The organism is Cytobacillus sp. FSL W7-1323 (genome assembly GCF_038595015.1).
Classification (GTDB): Bacteria; Bacillota; Bacilli; order Bacillales; family Cytobacillaceae; genus Cytobacillus; species Cytobacillus kochii.
In genome coordinates this window covers 2,821,657-2,840,902 of the sequence record NZ_CP151998.1, presented here as the reverse complement: position 1 = coordinate 2,840,902, position 19,246 = coordinate 2,821,657, and the positions used below count along the sequence as shown (strand labels likewise).

The 19,246-nt window shown below is 36.8% G+C and carries 23 protein-coding genes; 19 read left to right on the top strand and 4 right to left on the bottom strand.

What is annotated here, in order from left to right; all coding sequences use genetic code 11:
* Nucleotides 1-4 precede the first annotated feature (4 nt).
* The 6 genes from MKX67_RS14345 to MKX67_RS14320 all read left to right on the top strand — a co-directional run bounded on the left by MKX67_RS14345 (nucleotide 5) and on the right by MKX67_RS14320 (nucleotide 3,892).
* Nucleotides 5-208: a hypothetical protein gene (locus MKX67_RS14345; RefSeq protein ID WP_095372826.1), complete on the top strand. Its 204-nt coding sequence runs from the start codon at nucleotides 5-7 to the stop codon at nucleotides 206-208.
* Nucleotides 192-1,025, top strand: a complete 834-nt coding sequence (locus MKX67_RS14340; RefSeq protein WP_328197654.1) for a sulfurtransferase — start codon at nucleotides 192-194, stop codon at nucleotides 1,023-1,025. Before MKX67_RS14345 ends, MKX67_RS14340 begins: the two co-directional genes overlap by 17 nt.
* Before the next feature lie 210 nt (nucleotides 1,026-1,235).
* Nucleotides 1,236-2,084, top strand: a complete 849-nt coding sequence (locus tag MKX67_RS14335; RefSeq protein WP_342489280.1) for a 5'-3' exonuclease — start codon at nucleotides 1,236-1,238, stop codon at nucleotides 2,082-2,084.
* 194 nt (nucleotides 2,085-2,278) lie between these two features.
* Nucleotides 2,279-2,524, top strand: a complete 246-nt coding sequence (locus MKX67_RS14330; RefSeq protein WP_307313138.1) for a transcriptional regulator SplA domain-containing protein — start codon at nucleotides 2,279-2,281, stop codon at nucleotides 2,522-2,524.
* The gene (splB, locus tag MKX67_RS14325) at nucleotides 2,521-3,546 is read left to right on the top strand and encodes a spore photoproduct lyase (RefSeq protein ID WP_095372829.1); all 1,026 of its coding nucleotides are present in this window, start codon (nucleotides 2,521-2,523) and stop codon (nucleotides 3,544-3,546) included. The genes MKX67_RS14330 and splB overlap by 4 nt, the downstream gene beginning before the upstream one ends.
* A 76-nt stretch (nucleotides 3,547-3,622) precedes the next feature.
* Nucleotides 3,623-3,892 carry a DUF6123 family protein gene (locus tag MKX67_RS14320; protein ID WP_191811007.1) on the top strand — a complete coding sequence of 90 codons (270 nt, stop codon included), beginning with the start codon at nucleotides 3,623-3,625 and terminating at the stop codon, nucleotides 3,890-3,892.
* Nucleotides 3,893-3,976: 84 nt separating this feature from the next.
* On the opposite strand, the gene MKX67_RS14315 is transcribed toward MKX67_RS14320, so the two are convergent.
* Nucleotides 3,977-4,888 carry a DMT family transporter gene (locus MKX67_RS14315; RefSeq protein WP_342488392.1) on the bottom strand — a complete coding sequence of 304 codons (912 nt, stop codon included), beginning with the start codon at nucleotides 4,886-4,888 and terminating at the stop codon, nucleotides 3,977-3,979.
* Nucleotides 4,888-5,280: a reverse transcriptase-like protein gene (locus MKX67_RS14310; RefSeq protein ID WP_342488390.1), complete on the bottom strand. Its 393-nt coding sequence runs from the start codon at nucleotides 5,278-5,280 to the stop codon at nucleotides 4,888-4,890. The genes MKX67_RS14315 and MKX67_RS14310 overlap by 1 nt, the downstream gene beginning before the upstream one ends.
* A 200-nt stretch (nucleotides 5,281-5,480) precedes the next feature.
* On the opposite strand from MKX67_RS14310, the gene MKX67_RS14305 reads away from it, so the two are divergent.
* Together MKX67_RS14305 and MKX67_RS14300 are read left to right on the top strand one after the other, a co-directional pair.
* Nucleotides 5,481-6,137, top strand: coding sequence for a reverse transcriptase-like protein (locus MKX67_RS14305; protein WP_342488389.1), 657 nt, complete (start codon nucleotides 5,481-5,483; stop codon nucleotides 6,135-6,137).
* A gap of 15 nt (nucleotides 6,138-6,152) precedes the next feature.
* Nucleotides 6,153-6,332 carry a zinc-finger domain-containing protein gene (locus MKX67_RS14300; protein WP_095372834.1) on the top strand — a complete coding sequence of 60 codons (180 nt, stop codon included), beginning with the start codon at nucleotides 6,153-6,155 and terminating at the stop codon, nucleotides 6,330-6,332.
* A 40-nt stretch (nucleotides 6,333-6,372) separates the two neighbouring features.
* Here MKX67_RS14300 and cspD read toward each other — a convergent pair whose 3' ends face one another.
* A complete protein-coding gene (gene cspD, locus MKX67_RS14295; protein WP_053476725.1) occupies nucleotides 6,373-6,573 on the bottom strand; it encodes a cold-shock protein CspD in 201 nt (66 codons plus the stop codon).
* Between the two features lie 388 nt (nucleotides 6,574-6,961).
* Here cspD and MKX67_RS14290 point away from each other — a divergent pair, with 388 nt between their 5' ends.
* From MKX67_RS14290 to MKX67_RS14250, 9 genes are all read left to right on the top strand, one after another.
* Nucleotides 6,962-7,288: a hypothetical protein gene (locus MKX67_RS14290; RefSeq protein ID WP_095372835.1), complete on the top strand. Its 327-nt coding sequence runs from the start codon at nucleotides 6,962-6,964 to the stop codon at nucleotides 7,286-7,288.
* A gap of 264 nt (nucleotides 7,289-7,552) precedes the next feature.
* Nucleotides 7,553-8,470 carry a zinc ABC transporter substrate-binding protein gene (locus MKX67_RS14285; protein ID WP_342488387.1) on the top strand — a complete coding sequence of 306 codons (918 nt, stop codon included), beginning with the start codon at nucleotides 7,553-7,555 and terminating at the stop codon, nucleotides 8,468-8,470.
* 35 nt (nucleotides 8,471-8,505) lie between these two features.
* A complete protein-coding gene (locus tag MKX67_RS14280; protein ID WP_341058635.1) occupies nucleotides 8,506-9,264 on the top strand; it encodes a metal ABC transporter ATP-binding protein in 759 nt (252 codons plus the stop codon).
* A gap of 8 nt (nucleotides 9,265-9,272) precedes the next feature.
* Nucleotides 9,273-10,184, top strand: a complete 912-nt coding sequence (locus MKX67_RS14275; RefSeq protein ID WP_307313741.1) for a metal ABC transporter permease — start codon at nucleotides 9,273-9,275, stop codon at nucleotides 10,182-10,184.
* Nucleotides 10,185-11,075 carry a metal ABC transporter permease gene (locus MKX67_RS14270; protein WP_095372838.1) on the top strand — a complete coding sequence of 297 codons (891 nt, stop codon included), beginning with the start codon at nucleotides 10,185-10,187 and terminating at the stop codon, nucleotides 11,073-11,075.
* A gap of 197 nt (nucleotides 11,076-11,272) precedes the next feature.
* Entirely contained in the window at nucleotides 11,273-13,423 is a 2,151-nt protein-coding gene (locus MKX67_RS14265; RefSeq protein WP_095372839.1) for a DNA topoisomerase III, read from the top strand.
* A 196-nt stretch (nucleotides 13,424-13,619) separates the two neighbouring features.
* Nucleotides 13,620-14,042 carry a transcriptional regulator MntR gene (mntR, locus tag MKX67_RS14260; protein ID WP_095372840.1) on the top strand — a complete coding sequence of 141 codons (423 nt, stop codon included), beginning with the start codon at nucleotides 13,620-13,622 and terminating at the stop codon, nucleotides 14,040-14,042.
* 118 nt (nucleotides 14,043-14,160) lie between these two features.
* Nucleotides 14,161-14,841: a class I SAM-dependent methyltransferase gene (locus tag MKX67_RS14255; protein WP_342488386.1), complete on the top strand. Its 681-nt coding sequence runs from the start codon at nucleotides 14,161-14,163 to the stop codon at nucleotides 14,839-14,841.
* Between the two features lie 4 nt (nucleotides 14,842-14,845).
* Nucleotides 14,846-15,538 (top strand): AIM24 family protein, encoded by a 693-nt coding sequence (locus MKX67_RS14250; RefSeq protein ID WP_095372842.1) that lies wholly within the window; start codon nucleotides 14,846-14,848, stop codon nucleotides 15,536-15,538.
* 396 nt (nucleotides 15,539-15,934) lie between these two features.
* Here the strand turns inward: MKX67_RS14250 and metA are convergent, their stop codons facing one another.
* On the bottom strand, nucleotides 15,935-16,843 hold the full coding sequence (gene metA, locus MKX67_RS14245; RefSeq protein WP_095372843.1) for a homoserine O-succinyltransferase: 909 nt from the start codon (nucleotides 16,841-16,843) through the stop codon (nucleotides 15,935-15,937).
* Between the two features lie 188 nt (nucleotides 16,844-17,031).
* On the opposite strand from metA, the gene MKX67_RS14240 reads away from it, so the two are divergent.
* Together MKX67_RS14240 and MKX67_RS14235 are read left to right on the top strand one after the other, a co-directional pair.
* Nucleotides 17,032-18,714, top strand: coding sequence for a formate--tetrahydrofolate ligase (locus tag MKX67_RS14240; protein ID WP_322909536.1), 1,683 nt, complete (start codon nucleotides 17,032-17,034; stop codon nucleotides 18,712-18,714).
* A gap of 24 nt (nucleotides 18,715-18,738) precedes the next feature.
* Nucleotides 18,739-19,245, top strand: a complete 507-nt coding sequence (locus tag MKX67_RS14235; RefSeq protein WP_342488385.1) for a hypothetical protein — start codon at nucleotides 18,739-18,741, stop codon at nucleotides 19,243-19,245.
* Nucleotide 19,246: the final 1 nt, after the last annotated feature.

Genomic DNA, 19,246 nt, shown 5'->3' with positions numbered 1-19,246 from the left:
ATGCTTGAAAGATGTAAATACCTTTCATGTATGTGCAACTTGTATAAACTTCTTAGCCGTTAAAAATGAAAATGGAATGAGATATTTTTGTGAACGTTTAGGTTATGAAACGAAGCCTAATTACAAGTTTAATTGCTGGGAGCCTAAGGATCATGTGAAAAGACTCATTGAAAAAAGAAAGGGTGACGGGGATGAACAGCTTAGTTAACGTAGAATGGCTCTTCCAACATCTAAATGATGTGAGAGTAATTGATTGTAGATTTAACCTCGCTAATCCTGAAGAAGGATTTGAGCAGTATCGCACCGGTCATATTCCCGGCGCTGTTTATTTTCACCTAGAACAAGATCTATCATCAAAAGTAGAAAAGCATGGGGGTAGACATCCACTGCCTTTAACAGAGCAATTTGTCGAAAAGGCAGAAGCGGTCGGTTTAACGAATGATACAAAAATTGTCGTTTATGACAACGGGGAAGGGTCATTTGCTGCTCGTTGTTGGTGGGTGTTTCACTATTTTGGTCATGAGAAAGTATATATTTTAGATGGCGGCTTTAAAGAATGGCTAGCTTCAGGTCATCCTACTGAAAGCAAGGTTCAGTCATTTGGACGCGGTGAATTCACAGCAACCATTCAAACGGACATGGTTGCCGATTACAAACAAGTAAAAGAAGCAATTGAGCATCCGAATAATGAAGTGGTGTTAATTGATTCAAGAGAAGAAAAGAGATATCTCGGTTTGATTGAACCGATTGATAAGAAAGCAGGTCATATACCTGGAGCAATGAATAAAGTCTGGATGGACACTCTAAGTGAAGGCAAGTTTAAATCAATTGATGAGCAAAAGCAACGGTTTTCAGAAATTGAGAAAGACAAGCAGATTATAGTTTATTGTGGTTCAGGGATTACGGCCTCCCCCAATTATTTAGCATTAAAAGAAGCAGGTTACAAAAATGTAAAGCTCTATCCTGGTAGCTTTAGTGACTGGATTTCTTATGAGGAGCATTCGGTTGCAACGAAAGAGAAATAATTTTTATAGGGAAATCCGAACTCTTTGTCACCTTAACTGGTTGCGATGACAACGGATTTTCCTCTTTTTTTTCAGCAATAAATCAGTTACAGAGCGAAAACCATACATTTTTTATATCTATGTTATAATAATGATACTTTAGATGGAGGAGGAACAACTTTGAACGAAAATCAACAACTACAAAACCCGCGATTCCTTCTTGTAGATGGGATGGCTTTATTATTTCGAGCTTATTTTGCAACAGCTGTAACTGGTCAATTTATGTATAACTCTAAAGGAACGCCAACGAATGGCATATATGGATTTATGAAGCATTTCTTAATGGGTGTGAACCATTTTAACCCTAGCCATGTTGCCGTTTGTTGGGATATGGGCAGTAAAACATTCAGAACAGATATGTATAACGGGTATAAATCAAATCGACCGGAAGCACCGATTGAATTGGTCCCACAATTTGAGCTGGCGAAAGATATGGTAGCGAGCTTTGATATTCCAAATATCGGTGTTACAGGTTATGAAGCAGATGATTGTATCGGCACGCTTTCACAGGTTTTAAAAGAAGAAGCAGAGGTTGTGATTCTTACAGGGGATCGTGATATTTTACAGGTATTAGATAAGAATGTATCGGTTGCCCTTTTGAAAAAGGGGATGGGTAATTATGAAGTCCACACACCAGATAGCTTTTATGAAGAGAAAGGGATACAACCAAGGCAGTTAATCGATTTAAAAGCATTTATGGGTGACCCAAGCGATAATTATCCTGGGGTAAAGGGGATTGGTGAGAAGACTGCACTAAAACTCTTACAAACATATGAGCACATAGAAGGCGTATTAGAGAACATTGAAGCACTAACAAAAGGGCAAAAAACTAAAATCGAGCAAGATTTGGACATGCTACATTTAAGCAGACAATTAGCAGAAATTAAATGTGATGTTCCTGTTGAATGTACTTTAGTAGAAGCTGAATGGAAATATAACGTAAATAAAGTTAATCAGAAGCTAGAAGAAATTGAACTAAGAGGTATTGCTAAATTACTGCGTCATCCTGCAGTGATATAACGTTTAAGTCATTGGGAATGGTCATTCCTGATGGCTTTTTTTTGTTATACTAAATTACGTTTTCCCCAACTACACCTTCCAGTTCATCGTATATTGCACTTCCTCTCAATAAATTTACCAAAATTATTATAGCAAGTATTTAGGGAACTAACACAAAATGTATGATAGATCATTCATTAAAAGGAGACGTTATGATGAATTATAATGCTGGAGATATTGTTTATGTATTTTATCGTAATCCGCATACACAAGATGTAGCTAATATTCAGGCTGCTGCTGTCGTCAATAACCCAGAGCGACCAGGTGAGTTAGCATTGTTTTTATATGAAAATTATTATCCATTAACAGAGGAAGTGGCTGTTTTCTCAAATGAAGCAGAAGCATATGAAACATATGGAAACTATTTTGATGATACCCTTCAAGGAGGGATAGACGATTGAAGCCATTCGAGCCAAAACTTGTTTATTTTGAACCGAACGCGCTGGATTATCCACTTGGCCAACAATTAAAGAAGCGGTTTGAAAATACTGATGTAGAAATTAGATATACAACATCCCATAATCAAGTCAGAAATTTACCAGGGGACAATGATTTTCAAAAATATCGTGTTGCTAAATCTACGTTAGTTGTCGGTATAAGGAAAACGTTAAAGTTTGATACATCAAAGCCCTCAGCAGAATATGCGATTCCATTCGCGACTGGATGTATGGGACATTGCCATTATTGTTATCTACAAACAACAATGGGAAGTAAACCTTATATTCGCACATATGTAAATGTAGACGAGATTCTAACTGCTGCTGATGAATATATGGCGGAAAGAGCACCAGAAATAACAAGATTTGAAGCATCTTGTACATCTGATATTGTTGGCATTGACCATATTACTCACACATTAAAAAGAGCGATTGAACATTTTGGGCAATCAGAATATGGTAAATTGCGGTTTGTGACAAAGTTTCATCATGTCGATCATTTATTAGATGCGAACCATAATGGTAAAACACGTTTTCGCTTTAGTGTGAATGCTGATTATGTAATTAAGTTTTTTGAACCTGGAACATCAAGATTGAAAGATCGTATAGCAGCTGCTGGCAAAGTGGCGAGAGCTGGTTATCCACTCGGGTTTATTGTGGCACCTATTTATTTACATGACGGTTGGCAACAAGGATATTATGAAATGTTTGAACGGTTAGAAGCCGAGTTGCCGATTGAAGCAAAAAAAGATTTAACTTTTGAATTTATTCAACATCGTTTTACTAAGCCGGCGAAACGAGTAATTGAAAAAAACTATCCAATGACAAAACTTGAACTAGATGAGGAAAAAAGACGATATAAATGGGGAAAGTATGGAATTGGAAAATATGTTTATAAAAAAGAAGAAGAGGAAGATATAAAGGAGACGCTCTATCAATATATGGTAAAATTCTTTCCTGAAGCAAAGTTAGAATACTTCACTTAATATTGTAGAAACTTGTCGGAAAATAAGCTAAAATATAGGTATTGAGTAGGAGAAAAAGAGGGGACTGGCGCGACCATTGAAATCGTTAGAAGAATATTTATGCCATTTGGAAGGTAAAGGATTTCAGCTTGAAGAAGATAGTATAGGCTTTATATACTTCGGTAAACATTACACAAATGCACCAGATGAATTAGTTAATACAGCAATAGAGATGACATTAAAGGCGCAAAAATCATTTGATGGCAGTTTTTATTTATCACTGTTAGAGCGTTTTATGGGAAATAATATACCGAACCGCAAGGAAGCAATTAACTATATGAAAACGAGTTTGCATATATCTATTTAAAAAATAAAAAATGAACAAGCATGATGTAGAGGCTGAACTGCGCCCCAAATTTTAGACATATGAGCTAACAATTGGAGGTACAGTTCATTTTTTTTCGATTGAATTCTCAGTAAAACGATTTTTTTGCGGCCACTCAGCTAATATCATACCAAGTAGAATGAATAGGCAACCAAACATGGCGATGATCGATAAACGGTCTCCAGCAAAGATATAGCCTGTCAGTGCAGCGAAAACAGGCTCCATTGCAAATATAACAGCGACTCTTGTTGGAGAGGTGAATTGCTGGAAGTGTGTTTGTGCTAAAAAGGCCAGCCCTGTAGCAAAAATACTTGTAATGAGTAAGGCGAATATAACCTCTTGCCTGAATAATAATTCACTATCGTAAGACCATCCCTCATAGACAAAACCTGATAAAATAGAGAGTAAACCCACAGTTGTTACTTGTATAATAGTTAAAATAATAGCTGAATGAGCCTGTGCAAATAAATTTGTTAATATAATATGGAAAGCAAAGCCTAATGCACAAATGAATACAAAACCATCACCTTTATTAAATGCAGAGATATCTTGTGCTGTTAGTAAGTAAAGTCCTAAGGTAGCGACAAATACGCCAATAAAAGCATTACGAGTAATCTTTATGTTTAATATAAAAATTGATAATATAGGGACAAGAATCACACTCAAACCAGTAATAAAACCTGCTTTACTTGAAGAAGTATAATGAAGCCCAATTGTCTGAAATGTATAGGCGATAAAGAGACATAAACCTAACAAGATACCTGCCATTAGTGTACGTTTAGTTAGTCTTTCCCACTGCTTCCTATAAAAAATAATCGCCATTATTGTTAAGAAAAATGCAGCAATAAGAAAGCGGATACCATTAAATGAAAAGGCGCTAAGAGATTGGAGAGCATTTTGTACAAGAACAAAAGTAGTTCCCCAAATGAACGCGACAAGTAGAAGAGAGAAGTCTGCCGTTTTAGTTGACTGCCACATTATTTTTTATTTCTTCGAATAGCCGCTCTTGCCAATTCGTCTGCAGGTTTATTTTGTATACTTGGTATCCACTTCATAAAGAAAAGGTCGAACTGCTTACTTAATTCAAGTGCTTCATCAAGAAGTGGAGCAAACTTTTTATTACGGGCAAATTCCTTTTCAATACTCGCATTTACCACTTGTGAATCCGTGCGAAAGGAAACGGTTCGATAATTATTTTCTATGCAAATACTTAATGCTAAAATCAATGCTTGAAACTCCGCTTCATGGTTCTCCATATTTCCAAGTGGAATACTATGCCTCTCTACAATTCCGTTCGCTTTTATAAATATTCCTGCACCACTCGGACCAGGATTACCAGCACTTGCACCGTCTATATATACTTCAATCAATGCAATTCCTCCTTTTGTGATAAAATAGTGGGAGTTCTTTGTAATGCGATGAAGGAGAAATGTTCATAATAATCGTATAACATTAAAGAGATATTTTGCTACAGAAAGACATATGATGAAAAATACAAACTACAAGTAAGTGTAGCATACAAGCACCTTATTTTTGAATCATCATTTTATTAAAAGGCGTGTTAAAATAAATGAAATATCAATTGATTGCAGCTTATAAACTAAAAAATAACGAAAGCTATTTATTTTCTTCCGAATGGTTAGATGGTGAGTCTGCTCTTGATATGGGAGAAGAGTTTTCTCATCATCCTAAATGGACAGAAATAAAGTGTTTGGATGAAAACGGTACATCTTGGACCATAAAAGAATTAAATAAGCTATTAGAAGAAGTAGAGGAAGAACCGCATGATTTAGTGATTTATTTTGATGGTGGCTTTCATGACGAAACGAAGACCTCAGGCTTAGGTGCTGTTATCTACTATCGACAAGGAAAGAAAAAGTATCGTATAAGAGCCAATGAATGTTTTCACGAGTTAGAATCAAATAATGAAGCGGAATATGCTGCCCTTTTCTTTGCTCTTTCACAATTAGAAGAATTAAATGTCAGTCGGCAGAGTTGTGAAATAAGAGGAGATGCAAAAGGACTATTAATGCAATTAGCTGGCGAATGGCCTTGTTATGAGAAAGTATTAAATGATTGGTTAGATCGGATTGAGGAAAAGCTGAGCCTATTATCATTAAATGTAACGTACACTCCTATTGTAAGAAAAGATAATCAGGAAGCACATAAGTTAGCGACACAAAGTTTAAGCGGGAAAAGAATCTATAGTAAAATGCAGTTATTATAGGAAGGAAGGTTTATTGTGGATGAGAAAAAGAAATTAGTAAAAGAGGTTGATCAAGTCATTGATTTTTATTGTGAGGATTGTTTCTTATACAAATATCATCGTAAAGAATATGGACGAAACTTTGCTCACCGATTTTGTATAACCAAATGTACTGTGGGAGAAAAAATCCAAAGTATTGGCAAAAATTTTACATAATAAAAGGCTGGCAATTTTGCCAGCCTTGATTATATACAGATTAAAGTTTTACAACGTTAGCAGCTTGAGGTCCGCGGTTACCTTCAACGATTTCGAAAGAAACTTCTTGACCTTCTTCTAAAGATTTGAAGCCTTCGCCAGTGATAGCTGTGAAATGTACGAATACATCGTCTCCACCTTCAACTTCGATGAAACCGAAACCTTTTTCATTGTTAAACCATTTTACTTTACCGTTTTGCATGTGAACTTTTCCTCCTAAAACTTTGAAGGCTCCAAGCCTTCAGAAAAAATTTTCATCCAACATAAACATACTGCAATATTATCATGGAATATAGGAAATATATTCTGTTAAATGATGTATTAAATATACAATACTAATCGAATTCCGTCAAGAAATCTGAAAGTTTTTTCTTTAAAATATTGTAAAAATTTCAGTTTTTTCTCCAGGGTGTGGAGTGGCGCTACTAAGTTGGGTTATCAAATGGATATTTTGGTGATAGAAGTAGCTTTATTTAGAAGAATATAACCATCCTAAATGATTGGTTCAAAGTAAGAATGACAAGCTTAGATACATGTTTTTCTATTATGGTTATTAGGAAGAAAGTGTCATAATTAATCGCGGCATTCATATGATAGGTAAATCAATCAAAGAAGGTGGCCATATGTATCGTTTTCGCATCAATGAGAGGGAGTGGATTTTGCGTTTTGCTATTAATGTGGATGCTGATGATATAGAAAAGAATATTATTTTTCAATCGATTGTTAAAATGGGACATGAGATTTTACACTATAATCATGGGGATTCCTTTATTTTATTTGACAAAGATATCGGTGCGATCATTTTTTCAATTGAGACGATCCCATCATATATCCTCACCGTTGCTAACATTATAAATGAAGTCGATTGGTTCCAAATAAAAAATGGCATCGTTTCGAGGAAAAAAGATCAGCATTAGTGATTCTTTAGTCTCTTATGAGAAAAAAATGGTTCCTGAAGTTGATAAACGAACCTTAGTTTGATGCAGTTTATAATAGAAATTGAGAAACCCGCTGTTTGCGGGTTTTTTCTGTTTTGTCATGTTTACTTATTGACGGTTTTTTCACCATGAGTTAAAATGTTGCACATAGGAAACTTTTATAGATTTAGTTAAAAAAAGTGTATCGATTAAAAAAGTATGCATATAATCAAATAAGGAATATAAAGGGAGAGAAGGGTAGAGATGAAAAGAATATTAGTTACTATGTTTAGTTTAATGGTGCTTGCCGCTTGTTCAAGTAATGAAGCAGGAAATACCGAAAATGATCAATTGAAAGTAACAACGACTATTGCTCAAATAGCTGATGGTATTGAGCATATCGGTGGTGAACATGTGGAAGTAAATAGTCTGATGGGACCAGGCACAGATCCACATCTATATAAAGCTACGCAAAGTGACATTAGTCTGCTTCAAGATGCGGATTTAATTATGTATAATGGCTTGCACTTAGAAGGCAAGATGCTTGAAGTGTTAGAGAAAATGGGCGAGAAAACTACTGTTGTGGCAGTAGGCGATTCATTAGAAGAATCCAACTTACTAGCTGATAAAGATAATCAAAATGCGGTAGACCCACATATTTGGTTCGATATTGATTTGTGGATAGAGGCATTGACTACAGCAAAGGATGCATTGATTGAAGTTGATCCTGAAAATAAAGATGATTATGAAGCGAATGCAGAAGCCTATTTTACAGAGCTGAGAGAATTAAAAGCATATGCCACAGAACAAATTCATTCAATTCCTGAAGAGAAACGTGTTCTAGTCACTGCTCATGACGCGTTTAATTACTTTGGTAATGCTTATGATATGGAAGTTATGGGTTTACAAGGGTTAAGTACAGACGCTGAATATGGTTTAGGTGATGTGCAACATTTAGTGAATACAATTGCTGATAGAGAAATCAATGCCGTTTTTGTAGAGTCAAGTATATCACAGCGATCAATTAATGCAGTGATTGAAGGAGCGAAGCAAAAGGGCCATACGGTAAGTATAGGTGGAGAATTATACTCTGATGCTATGGGAGAAGAGGGCACTGAACTAGGCACTTATGTTGGTATGTATAAACATAATGTAGATACGATTGTTCAATCATTAAAATAAAGATTGTTTTTATGTAAGTGTATATAGGAGTGATTATAGTGACAAATCCAATAGAAATAAAAAATTTAACTGTAGCCTATGATAAAACGGCAGTACTAAAGGATATTCAATTCTCAATACCAAAAGGCAGTTTAACCGGAATTGTTGGACCAAATGGTGCCGGAAAATCTACTTTGATTAAAGCGATATTGGGCCTAATTCCTAAAGTGTCAGGTGAGATTAAAATATACGGAAAACCTTACAAAGCAAAAGATCGTCTGGTGGGTTATGTGCCCCAACGAGGGTCAGTGGATTGGGATTTTCCAACAAGTGCATTAGATGTTGTCTTAATGGGAAGGTATGGCCATATCGGTTGGTTTAAACGACCAGGTAAAGAGGATACGGCACTCGCAAAAGAAAGTTTGAAGAAAGTGGGAATGGATTCCTACGCCAATAGGCAAATAAGTCAATTATCCGGGGGGCAACAGCAAAGGGTATTCTTAGCAAGAGCGCTCGTTCAAGATGCACAAGTTTACTTTATGGATGAACCCTTTGTCGGTGTGGATGCAGCAACAGAGAAAGCGATTATACAATTATTAACAGACCTTAAAGATCAAGGGAAAACGGTAATTGTTGTTCATCACGACCTACAAACAGTTGAAGAATACTTTGACCATTGTATTTTATTAAATAAAGAAGTCATTGCATCTGGTGTCACTGAAGAGGTTTTTAAAGTAGAACAATTACACCAAACATACGGGGGCAAGCTAGCTTTTTTAGATAAAGGAAAAGTAATGGTGGAACAAAAGAGGTGACATGAGTGATGGAACAAATAGGGCAAATGCTACTAGCAGCAAATACGCAGTGGGTGTTAATTGGTACGCTTCTTCTAGGGTTAGCTAGCGGTATTTTAGGGAGTTTTGCCTTACTAAGAAAACAAAGCTTAATCGGAGATGCTGTTGCACATGCTGCATTACCAGGAATATGTATAGGGTTTATGTTAACAGGAGAGCGGTCGCTCATCATCCTTTTAATAGGAGCGACCCTTACAGGTTTACTAGCTGCTTATTGTATTCAATACATTGCCTCCGCGTCTATTTTAAAAGAAGATACGGCCATTTGTTTAATTCTATCCACGTTTTTCGGCGTAGGTATTGTCTTATTAACGAAAGTACAGCAAATGCCTTCTGGCAATAAGAGCGGTCTAGATTCTTTTATCTTTGGTCAGGCAGCAGGAATGGTTAGTAGTGATGTGAAATTAATGGCAGGGGCAGCGGCATTATTACTTATGGTGACCATTATTTTCTTTAAAGAATTTAAACTAATTACTTTTGATGTGGAATTCGCTAAAGGCTTAGGTTTACCGGTTAGCGCGTTAAACTTTTTGTTTATGACCCTTTTAGTAGCTGTTGTTGTAATCGGTATTCAGGCAGTCGGTGTCATTCTGATGGCGGCATTACTTATTACACCTGCGATATCTGCCCGTTATTGGACGAATTCACTTAGTAAAATGGTCATGATTTCTGGCATATTCGGAGCGATATCAGGTGTGATTGGTACTTTGATTAGTTCACTAGATAGAGGGATTCCAACTGGCCCCTTTATCGTAGTAACTGCTACGATTATCTTTTTTATATCCATTCTATTTGCACCTGCCCGTGGTATCATCACACTTAAAATCAAACGGAGAATGACCAATCAAAAGCTTCTTCGTGAACAAGGGCAGGTGAAGTAGATGAGTTATGAAATTTGGATTATTATTGTCGCATCATTAGTGGGCATTACTTGTGGTGTAATCGGCTGTTTCCTCATTTTACGGAAGTTGGCGATGCTTGCTGATGCAATTAGTCATACAGTCTTGTTGGGGATTGTGCTTGCTTTTCTAATCAGTCAATCAATGAATGGAATTTATATGCTCATCGGTGCTGCAATAGTTGGTTTATTTACGGCTATGCTTATCCAATTTCTTAATCATAAGGGCATTCAGGAAGACGCATCAATTGGCGTCGTGTTTACCTTCTTTTTTGCTATTGGCGTGATACTTATCACAGTGTTTGCTGATAGTGTTCATTTAGATGTCGACCATGCTTTAATGGGTGAAATTGCCTTTGTTCCATTCGACATGGTGGAAATCGGTTTTTTACCACCGCTTCCAAAAGCATTCATCATGTTAATGAGTATACTGATATTAAATATTATTTTGATGATGTTATTTTATAAAGAACTAAAAATTACATCTTTTGACCCTGCACTTGCTGCTTCTATCGGTATTCCAGTTATGTTTATTCATTACTTATTGATGGGCATGGTTTCAGTATCAACTGTCGCTTCATTTGATAGTGTCGGTGCCATACTTGTCGTAGCGATGTTAATAGCACCAGGTGCTTCTGCTTATTTATTAACCAATAAACTAAGTCATATGCTGTGTTTAAGTGCATTCTTCGGAGTAATAGCAGCGATTAGTGGTTATTATGTAGCTACCTGGATTGACAGTTCAATCTCTGGTTCAATGGCGATGATGAGTGGGGTACTATTCGCTCTCGTGTTTATCTTTTCACCAACAAAAGGACTGTTAGGTAAAAAGCTGAATCATAAACGTTTTCGATCAGGAACTACTGCTCCTTAAATCGTGTTCATATGTAATAAAGGCTGTTATTTAAAATAGCAGCCTTTATTCTACTTTTGTTAAATAAAAGTTTACGAACGGGAATGTATAAATCATTTATAGTAATCCATCTTAAGATATCGACCTCTTACTTCTTGCTTTCTTCACATTTTTTAGTAAGATAGAAACATAATATTTTGATAGAAAAGAGAGTAAGAATGAAACTAATTATTGCAGAAAAACCAGACCAAGGAGCTACACTCGCTTCTGTTTTCCCCAAAAAGAAACACCAAGGCTATATCGAAATTCTTCCTAATCCTATTTTGACAGATGGTGGCTTTATCACATGGGCTATCGGGCATTTATGTCAACTCTCTCCTCCTGAAGTGTATAATACAACTTGGAAAAAATGGACATTAGATACACTCCCTCTTCTACCTAACCAGTTTCAGCACGAAGTCTCCAAAGATAAAATAAAGCAATTCCAGGTCATTAAAAAACTCTTATCACATCCAGAGGTGAATGAAGTTATTCATGCGGGAGATGCAGGGAGAGAAGGGGAACTGATAATAAGAAATATATTGCGTCAAGCAAAATCAAATTTGCCAATGAAGAGATTATGGATTTCTTCATTAACGCCGAATGCCATTAAAAAAGGGTTTCAACAGCTATTAGATGAAGAAGATACGAGAAACCTTTTTTTCGAAGCTTATACAAGGTCATGTGCCGATTGGATTGTCGGAATGAATGCTTCTAGACTATATACGTTATTATTACAACAAAAAGGATTCTCAGATGTATTCTCGGTTGGCAGAGTACAAACACCTACATTAGCATTGATTGTAAAAAAGGAGCTTGAAATTGAATCTTTTGTTTCTGAACCTTTTTGGGAAGTAGAAGCAACCTTCAAGATCACCGGGAAAAAATATAAGGGGAAATGGGAAGATAAGGGTAATAGTCGTATTATGGACAGCGCATTAGCTGAGAAAATTGCTTTGTTTTGCCAAGGGAAGGAAGCAACAATAGCAGATATAAAAAAGGAAAAGAAAGAATTCCTACCGCCTCAATTGTATAATTTGTCAGCACTTCAGGCAGAAGCAAATCGGCGTTATAAATTCTCACCTAAGAAAACACTTGATATTGTTCAAAAGTTATACCAAAAAGGGTGGGTTTCTTATCCTCGTTCCGATTCAAGGCATATTACCACGGAGGAGGCCAACACATTGCCACAAATTTTGGCTCGTTATGAAAAAATAAAGGATTATGAGGATTTCTTTCCTTTACCGTTTTCCTCCATCATTCAGAATAAGCGCTATGTGGATGAAAAGAAAGTGACTGACCATTATGCCATTATTCCGACTGAGCAAATTCCAGACTTCTCCAAACTTGCTTCTGAGGAGAAAAAACTTTATGACCTAATTGCGAAAAGTGTCATCGCTGCCCACCATAAGAAAGCAATAATCGAGTACTCAACAATTAGAACTCTGGTTGATGAGCGAGCGATGTTCATTTCTAAAGGAAAAGTAATTGTTGATCAAGGCTATCGCCAAGTGATTTCTCCAGTTGAGAAAGATAAAGATGTGAATCTCCCCTTATTAGATAAAGGAGATAAAGGAATAACAGAAAAAACAGAAGTAAAGGAGAGTAAAACACAGCCTCCTAAAAGATACACTGAAGGTCAATTAATAACGTTGATGAAAACAGCAGGAAAACATATCGATGATAAAGAACTTGAACAAGTATTAACACAGACAGAAGGACTTGGAACTGAAGCAACAAGAGCGGGCATTATTACGATGTTAAAAGATCGTGGTTATATTGATGTGAAAAAGAATATAGTCTATGCTACTTCAAAAGCTAAGGTTCTCATTATCGCGGTTGGTAAAGAGATATTAGCATCTCCTGAAATGACGGCGAAATGGGAGCAACGCTTAAAGCAAATCTCTAAAGGAGAGGCATCGCCTAAACAATTTATGGATCAAACAAGTCAAATGGTCCATCATTTAATTGCCGCTACGAAGGAAGTAACGAATGAATGGATATTCTCTGAAGAAGATAAACAACAATTTATCCCAAAAACATTTAAGAAAAAGCGACAATCCCCATTAGGCAATTGTCAATTATGTGATGGTCAAGTGGTAGACAAGGGTAAATTTTTTGGTTGCAGCAACTATCAGAAAAAGAATTGTACATTTACCTTATCTAAGAAAATTCTCGGTAAGTCAATGACACAAAAAATAGTGAAACAACTGTTGAAAAGTGGTGAGACTGATGTGCTGGAGGGTTTCCAAGGGAAAGACAAATTGTTTGCAGCAGCATTGGTGTGGGATAAAAAGGAAAATAAAATTAAATTTAAGTTTCCAACCTAAGTCTTTCCGTCTATTCCCATATCTTCCTTGTTTCATGAGGATTCTTATAGTAATATTTTAAGTAGTGGTTTTTCATTTGCGTTATAACAGCTTATGAAACCACTATCATTATGCTTTTTTTGATCAAGTAAGCGGCTATACTGTATGTAACAAATATCGTTTATCATAGATGTTAGCCTTTTTTGGGAGGATCCACATGCCAACACCTAGTATGGAAGATTATATAGAACAAATCTATTTATTAATTGAAGAAAAAGGCTATGCACGCGTTTCTGATATCGCAGAAGCACTATCTGTCCACCCTTCTTCAGTCACTAAAATGGTGCAGAAATTAGATAAAGATGAATATCTCGTATATGAAAAATACCGTGGTTTAGTATTAACGACAAAAGGAAAGAAAATAGGCAAACGCCTCGTTTACCGCCATGAGTTATTAGAGCAAATGCTTCGAATTATTGGTGTGAAAGAAGAACATATATATGAAGATGTTGAAGGAATTGAACATCATTTAAGTTGGGATGCTATTGACCGCATTGGTGATTTAGTACAGTTTTTCGAAGAGAATAAAGATAGAGTAGAGTCATTAAGAGTGGTGCAACGAAAAAATGAAGAAGAATAAAAGCAGAGTTATGGAGGGTGGATAACTCTGCTTTTTTTACATTAATATAGACAGAAAATTAAATATTTTATATCACATAATGTAAAAATAGGTATAAAGAGGGTTAGGTGAATATTTGATGGCTGAATTTGATTGGAAAAAGGCATCTGCTACAGAATGGGATAAGCGGTCGGATAGTTGGCATGAAAGATCAGAAAGTATGTGGAATGAAGGGAGCCGCAAGGAAATTATCCCTTTCTTACTTCAGTACCTAAAGGCGAATAATCAGGTATGTGACCTTGGTTGTGGTGATGGAATGGGAGCTTATAAGCTTTCAACACATGCCATCAATGTAGTTGGGGTCGACGTATCTGATGAAATGCTTATAAAAGCAAACCGGGTGAACCAAACGAATGATAACCAATTTATCAAAGGGGATTTATCAGAACTTCCATTTGCTGAGCATCATTTTGACGGGGTGTTGGCAATAAATTCTATGGAATGGACAGAAAATCCGTATAATGCAATGAAAGAGGCTGTGAGAATATTGAAGCCGGGTGGTTATGGGTGTTTTGGGATACTGGGACCAACTGCCGGACCTAGAAACAATAGTTTTCCTAGATTACTAGGAGAAAAGGTCATTTGCAACACGATGATGCCATGGGAGTTTGAACAGCTAATGCAAGGGCTCCCAATGAAAAAAGTGGCAGAGCAAGGTGTTTATAAAAAGGCTGCAGAGTCGTTACCTAAAGGAGGATTACCTCTTCCATTGCAACAAGCACTATCTTTTATGTGGATTTTTATTTTTCAAAAGGAGTGAGCTTATGAGTAGGTACTCATTATCAGAGTTTGTAGAGAAAACAGAGCAAGAAGATAGGGGTCAGGGCCTATTTGAGTTAGAAACGGATCGGTTATTAGAAGTGAACTTACAACAGCAGATTTGGGCAAAAGCTGGTTCCATGATTGCGTATGAAGGTCAAATCAAATTTGTTCGTGAAGGGATTTTAGAACATGGAATTGGGAAAATGTTCAAACGTGCTTTCTCTGGGGAGAGCACAGCTCTTATGAAGGCAACAGGTAGGGGGAAACTCTATTTAGCGGATCAAGGAAAGAAGATTTCCATCATCCGCTTTCATAATGATACATTATGCGTGAGTGCCAATGATTTATTAGCGTTTGAACCAAGTTTGAAGTGGGACGTCAAGCTTATGAGAAAAGTAGCTGGCATCGTTTCAGGTGGACTATTCAATATTCGCTTAGAAGGAGAGGGAATGGCGGCAATAACGACTCATTATGAACCATTAACACTAAAGGTAACTCCTGATAAACCGGTATTAACAGATCCCCATGCAACGGTCGCTTGGTCTGGCCATTTGCAACCGGAATTCGTTGCGGATGTCTCATTCAAAACATTTGTAGGCCGTGGGAGCGGTGACTCAGTGCAAATGAAATTTTCAGGCGAAGGTTTTGTCGTTGTCCAACCGTATGAAGAAGGTGGCTATGTGCAGCAGAATTAGTGTACATGTATTGGTTGTTTGTATAGCAGAATTTAAAAGGGCCTCAAAAGAGAGGCGCTGCTCATGGGCGATGAAAGTGACTATAGGGAGTAGTGCAAAAAGGGGGAAAACACCGCTTTTGATTATGGAAACTGACCTGATCATAATGCAATAATGAAACTCAGTTTTAAAATACTGTTTCCCAAGGAGAGGAATTAAGGAATCTCTCAATAATAGTTCTACTATTGCTCGAAACGGAGTAATCAAAATTATTGCCGAGATTGCTATTGTGACCATTTTTGTCCGAGTAGAATCCTCTTAATTGTCAACTGTCTAGTTCTTCAAAATCAATTCCTATTCACAATGTATGCAAAATAAAAAAATAGCCAATCCGTATATTCTACGGATCGGCTATTTTTAATCCCATTCATAGGGTGTTTGTTGATAAACATAGTAATTTAACCAGTTGGAGAATAATAGATGGGCATGCGAACGCCATTTGTTTTTTGGTGTCTTGGTTGGGTCATCATTGGGATAATAGTGATTCGGAATGGCTATGGGCAATCCTTTTGCCCGATCTCGCTCATATTCTTCAGCAAGTGTCGTTGCTTCATATTCAAGGTGACCGGTAATCATAATTTGTTTACCTTCATTGGCGCTCATAATAAAAGCACCCGCTTGAGGTGATGCAGCAAGAACCTTGACCTTACTATGATTCTTTAACTCTTCTAATGATATATCCGTATGCCTTGAATGGGGTGCGACAAAAGAGTCATCAAAACCGCGTAATAAGTTTTCTGACCAATTTTCTACATCATGGTCAAACACGCCGAAACATTTTTCCGGTAGCTCAAACTTATCAATATTGAAATGATGGTAAAGTGCTGCTTGTGCTCCCCAACAAATATGGAGTGTACTCGTGACATTGGTTTTTGTCCAGTCCATTATTTCTTTTAACTCTTCCCAATAATCGACTTCTTCAAAGGAGAGTAATTCAATCGGAGCACCCGTAATAATCATGCCATCAAACTTTTTTTGTTTGATTTCAGAAAATGTTGAATAAAACTGCTCAAGATGGATGTGGCTTGTATTTTTTGAATGATGTGTAACGGTTTTCAACAAGGTAATATTGACTTGAAGCGGTGTATTACCTAATAATCTTAATAAATGTGTTTCTGTTTTTTCTTTTTGCGGCATGAGGTTAAGTATAAGTATGTTTAATGGGCGAATATCTTGCCCCTTAGCGCGACCTTCATCCATAATGAATATTTGCTCTTCCTCGAGAATTTCCCGTGCTGGAAGTCCTTGTGGAATGGTGATTGGCAAGTGATCATCCCCTACTGTGTGAAATTTCAATAAACTTATTATAAAGACGTTTAACTTATTGAGCAACCTGAAAACCTTAAAATTATCATTAATTTGAAAATTTCTTGTCACATATCATTATTTAGATTTAGGAAGTGATACAATAGTAACGCTTGCAATGACAACTGGTATAGAGGAGAGGAAAAGCGATGGGGAAATATGTGAAGTCAGATATTGAAATTGCTCAAGAAACAACGATGAAACCAATTCACCAGATTGGGGAAAAGCTCGGACTTACGGCCGATGATTTAGAGCAATTTGGTAAATATAAAGCGAAACTTACAGCCGAAACACTTAAAAGAGTGGAGAGTAAGGAAAATGGGAAATTAATTCTTGTTACAGCCATTAATCCCACACCTGCAGGCGAAGGGAAATCAACTGTTACTGTAGGTTTAGGTGATGCATTAAATCTGTTAGGGAAAAAGTCGATGATTGCCATGAGAGAACCATCTCTAGGTCCAACAATGGGCATTAAAGGTGGAGCGACAGGAGGGGGATATTCACAAGTCGTACCGATGGAAGATATTAACCTTCATTTTACAGGTGATATTCATGCGATTACTACAGCAAATAATGCCTTATCTGCCTTAATCGATAATCATATCCAACAAGGAAATGATCTTAAAATTGACCAGAGAAGAATTATTTGGAAAAGAGTGATGGATTTAAATGATCGTGCGCTAAGAAATGTCATTGTTGGTCTGGGAGGTCCTGCTCAAGGTATTCCGCGAGAAGATGGTTTTGATATTACAGTGGCCTCTGAAGTAATGGCTGTACTATGTTTAGCGAAAGACCTACATGATTTGAAGAAAAGATTAGGCAAAATGATTATTGCTTATAATATTAACAAACAACCGGTTACGGTGGCTGATTTAGGTGCTGAAGGTGCTTTAACCCTTTTATTAAAAGAGGCAATCAAGCCTAATTTAGTACAAACTTTAGCACATACACCTGCACTTATACACGGTGGACCATTTGCGAATATTGCACATGGTTGTAATAGTGTGATCGCGACAAACACTGCTTTGAAGTTAGCTGATTATGTTGTAACAGAAGCTGGATTTGGCGCCGATTTAGGAGCAGAGAAATTTTTACATATAAAAGCGAGAAATATGGGTGTAAGTCCTGATGCAGTTGTCATTGTGGCGACGATTCGTGCACTTAAGATGCATGGGGGCGTCGCTAAGGAAAATCTCAGCTCAGAGAACACGGCTGCACTAGCAAAAGGATTTTCTAATTTGAAAAAGCATGTTGAAACAGTTCAGAGTTTCGGATTGCCGTTCGTTATTGCACTTAATCGCTTTAATGGTGATTCCGCAGATGAAATTGAGACTTTTAAAGAGTTGTGTGAAGAGCAAAATATACAATGGTCACTAACAGAAGTATGGGCAGAAGGAGGAACAGGTGGCTTACAGTTAGCAGAGAAAGTGTTAGAGCAAATTGCAAAGACAGATCAATCGTTTACACCACTTTACAATTTACATGACAGCTTAGAAGAGAAAATTGAAACAATTGCTAAAAATGTGTATGGTGCAAGCAGAGTTGAGTTTACATCGAAAGCAAAGAAACAATTAGCCGATTTTGAACGCTTTGGCTGGTCTCAGCTCCCTATATGTATGGCTAAAACCCAATACTCATTATCCGATGATGCAGCAAAATTAGGTCTTCCTTCTGACTTCACAATAACTATAAGAGAATTAAAGCCCTCTGTAGGTGCCGGTTTTATTGTGGCATTAACAGGAGCTGTTATGACAATGCCTGGGTTACCTAAAGTACCCGCAGCGATGCAAATGGATGTGGATCAACAAGGACAAGCGAAAGGATTATTTTAATCAATATAAAGGGGAATTGATACATTGTTTGACCCAATAGCTTTTGATAATATGAAGGTTGTTTTAGAGGGGCATATTTATGATTTTGATTTAACGGGTGAAATGAAGATAATCGATCGAAATGATTGGATGAATCTAGCGAAATTTAGCCGACGCTATGACATCTCATTTACGGATACAACCGTTGCTAACACTTTATCAGCAAAAATTACCTTACAGGCCAATTTGCAACAAATTACGACGGAATTGCAGCCTACGCACCCATTCACAAATGAAATCGGTGCTCATCTATCCATCTCTTTTATTCTGCAAAAACAGGAAAAAAATAAGTTAGAATCAGCTTACGAGCAAGTCGTTAAACAATGGGGGAATCGCCGTACCATTCAACAACGATTAATAAAAGTAGAGAATGAATGGACGCAAGAGATAGTAGTCAATTTTGACAGACTGATAACAGAAGATCAATTAGAAGACTTACTTGACTTAATTGACTACACACAACAAACATTAATAGTATTAGATCAATATTAGA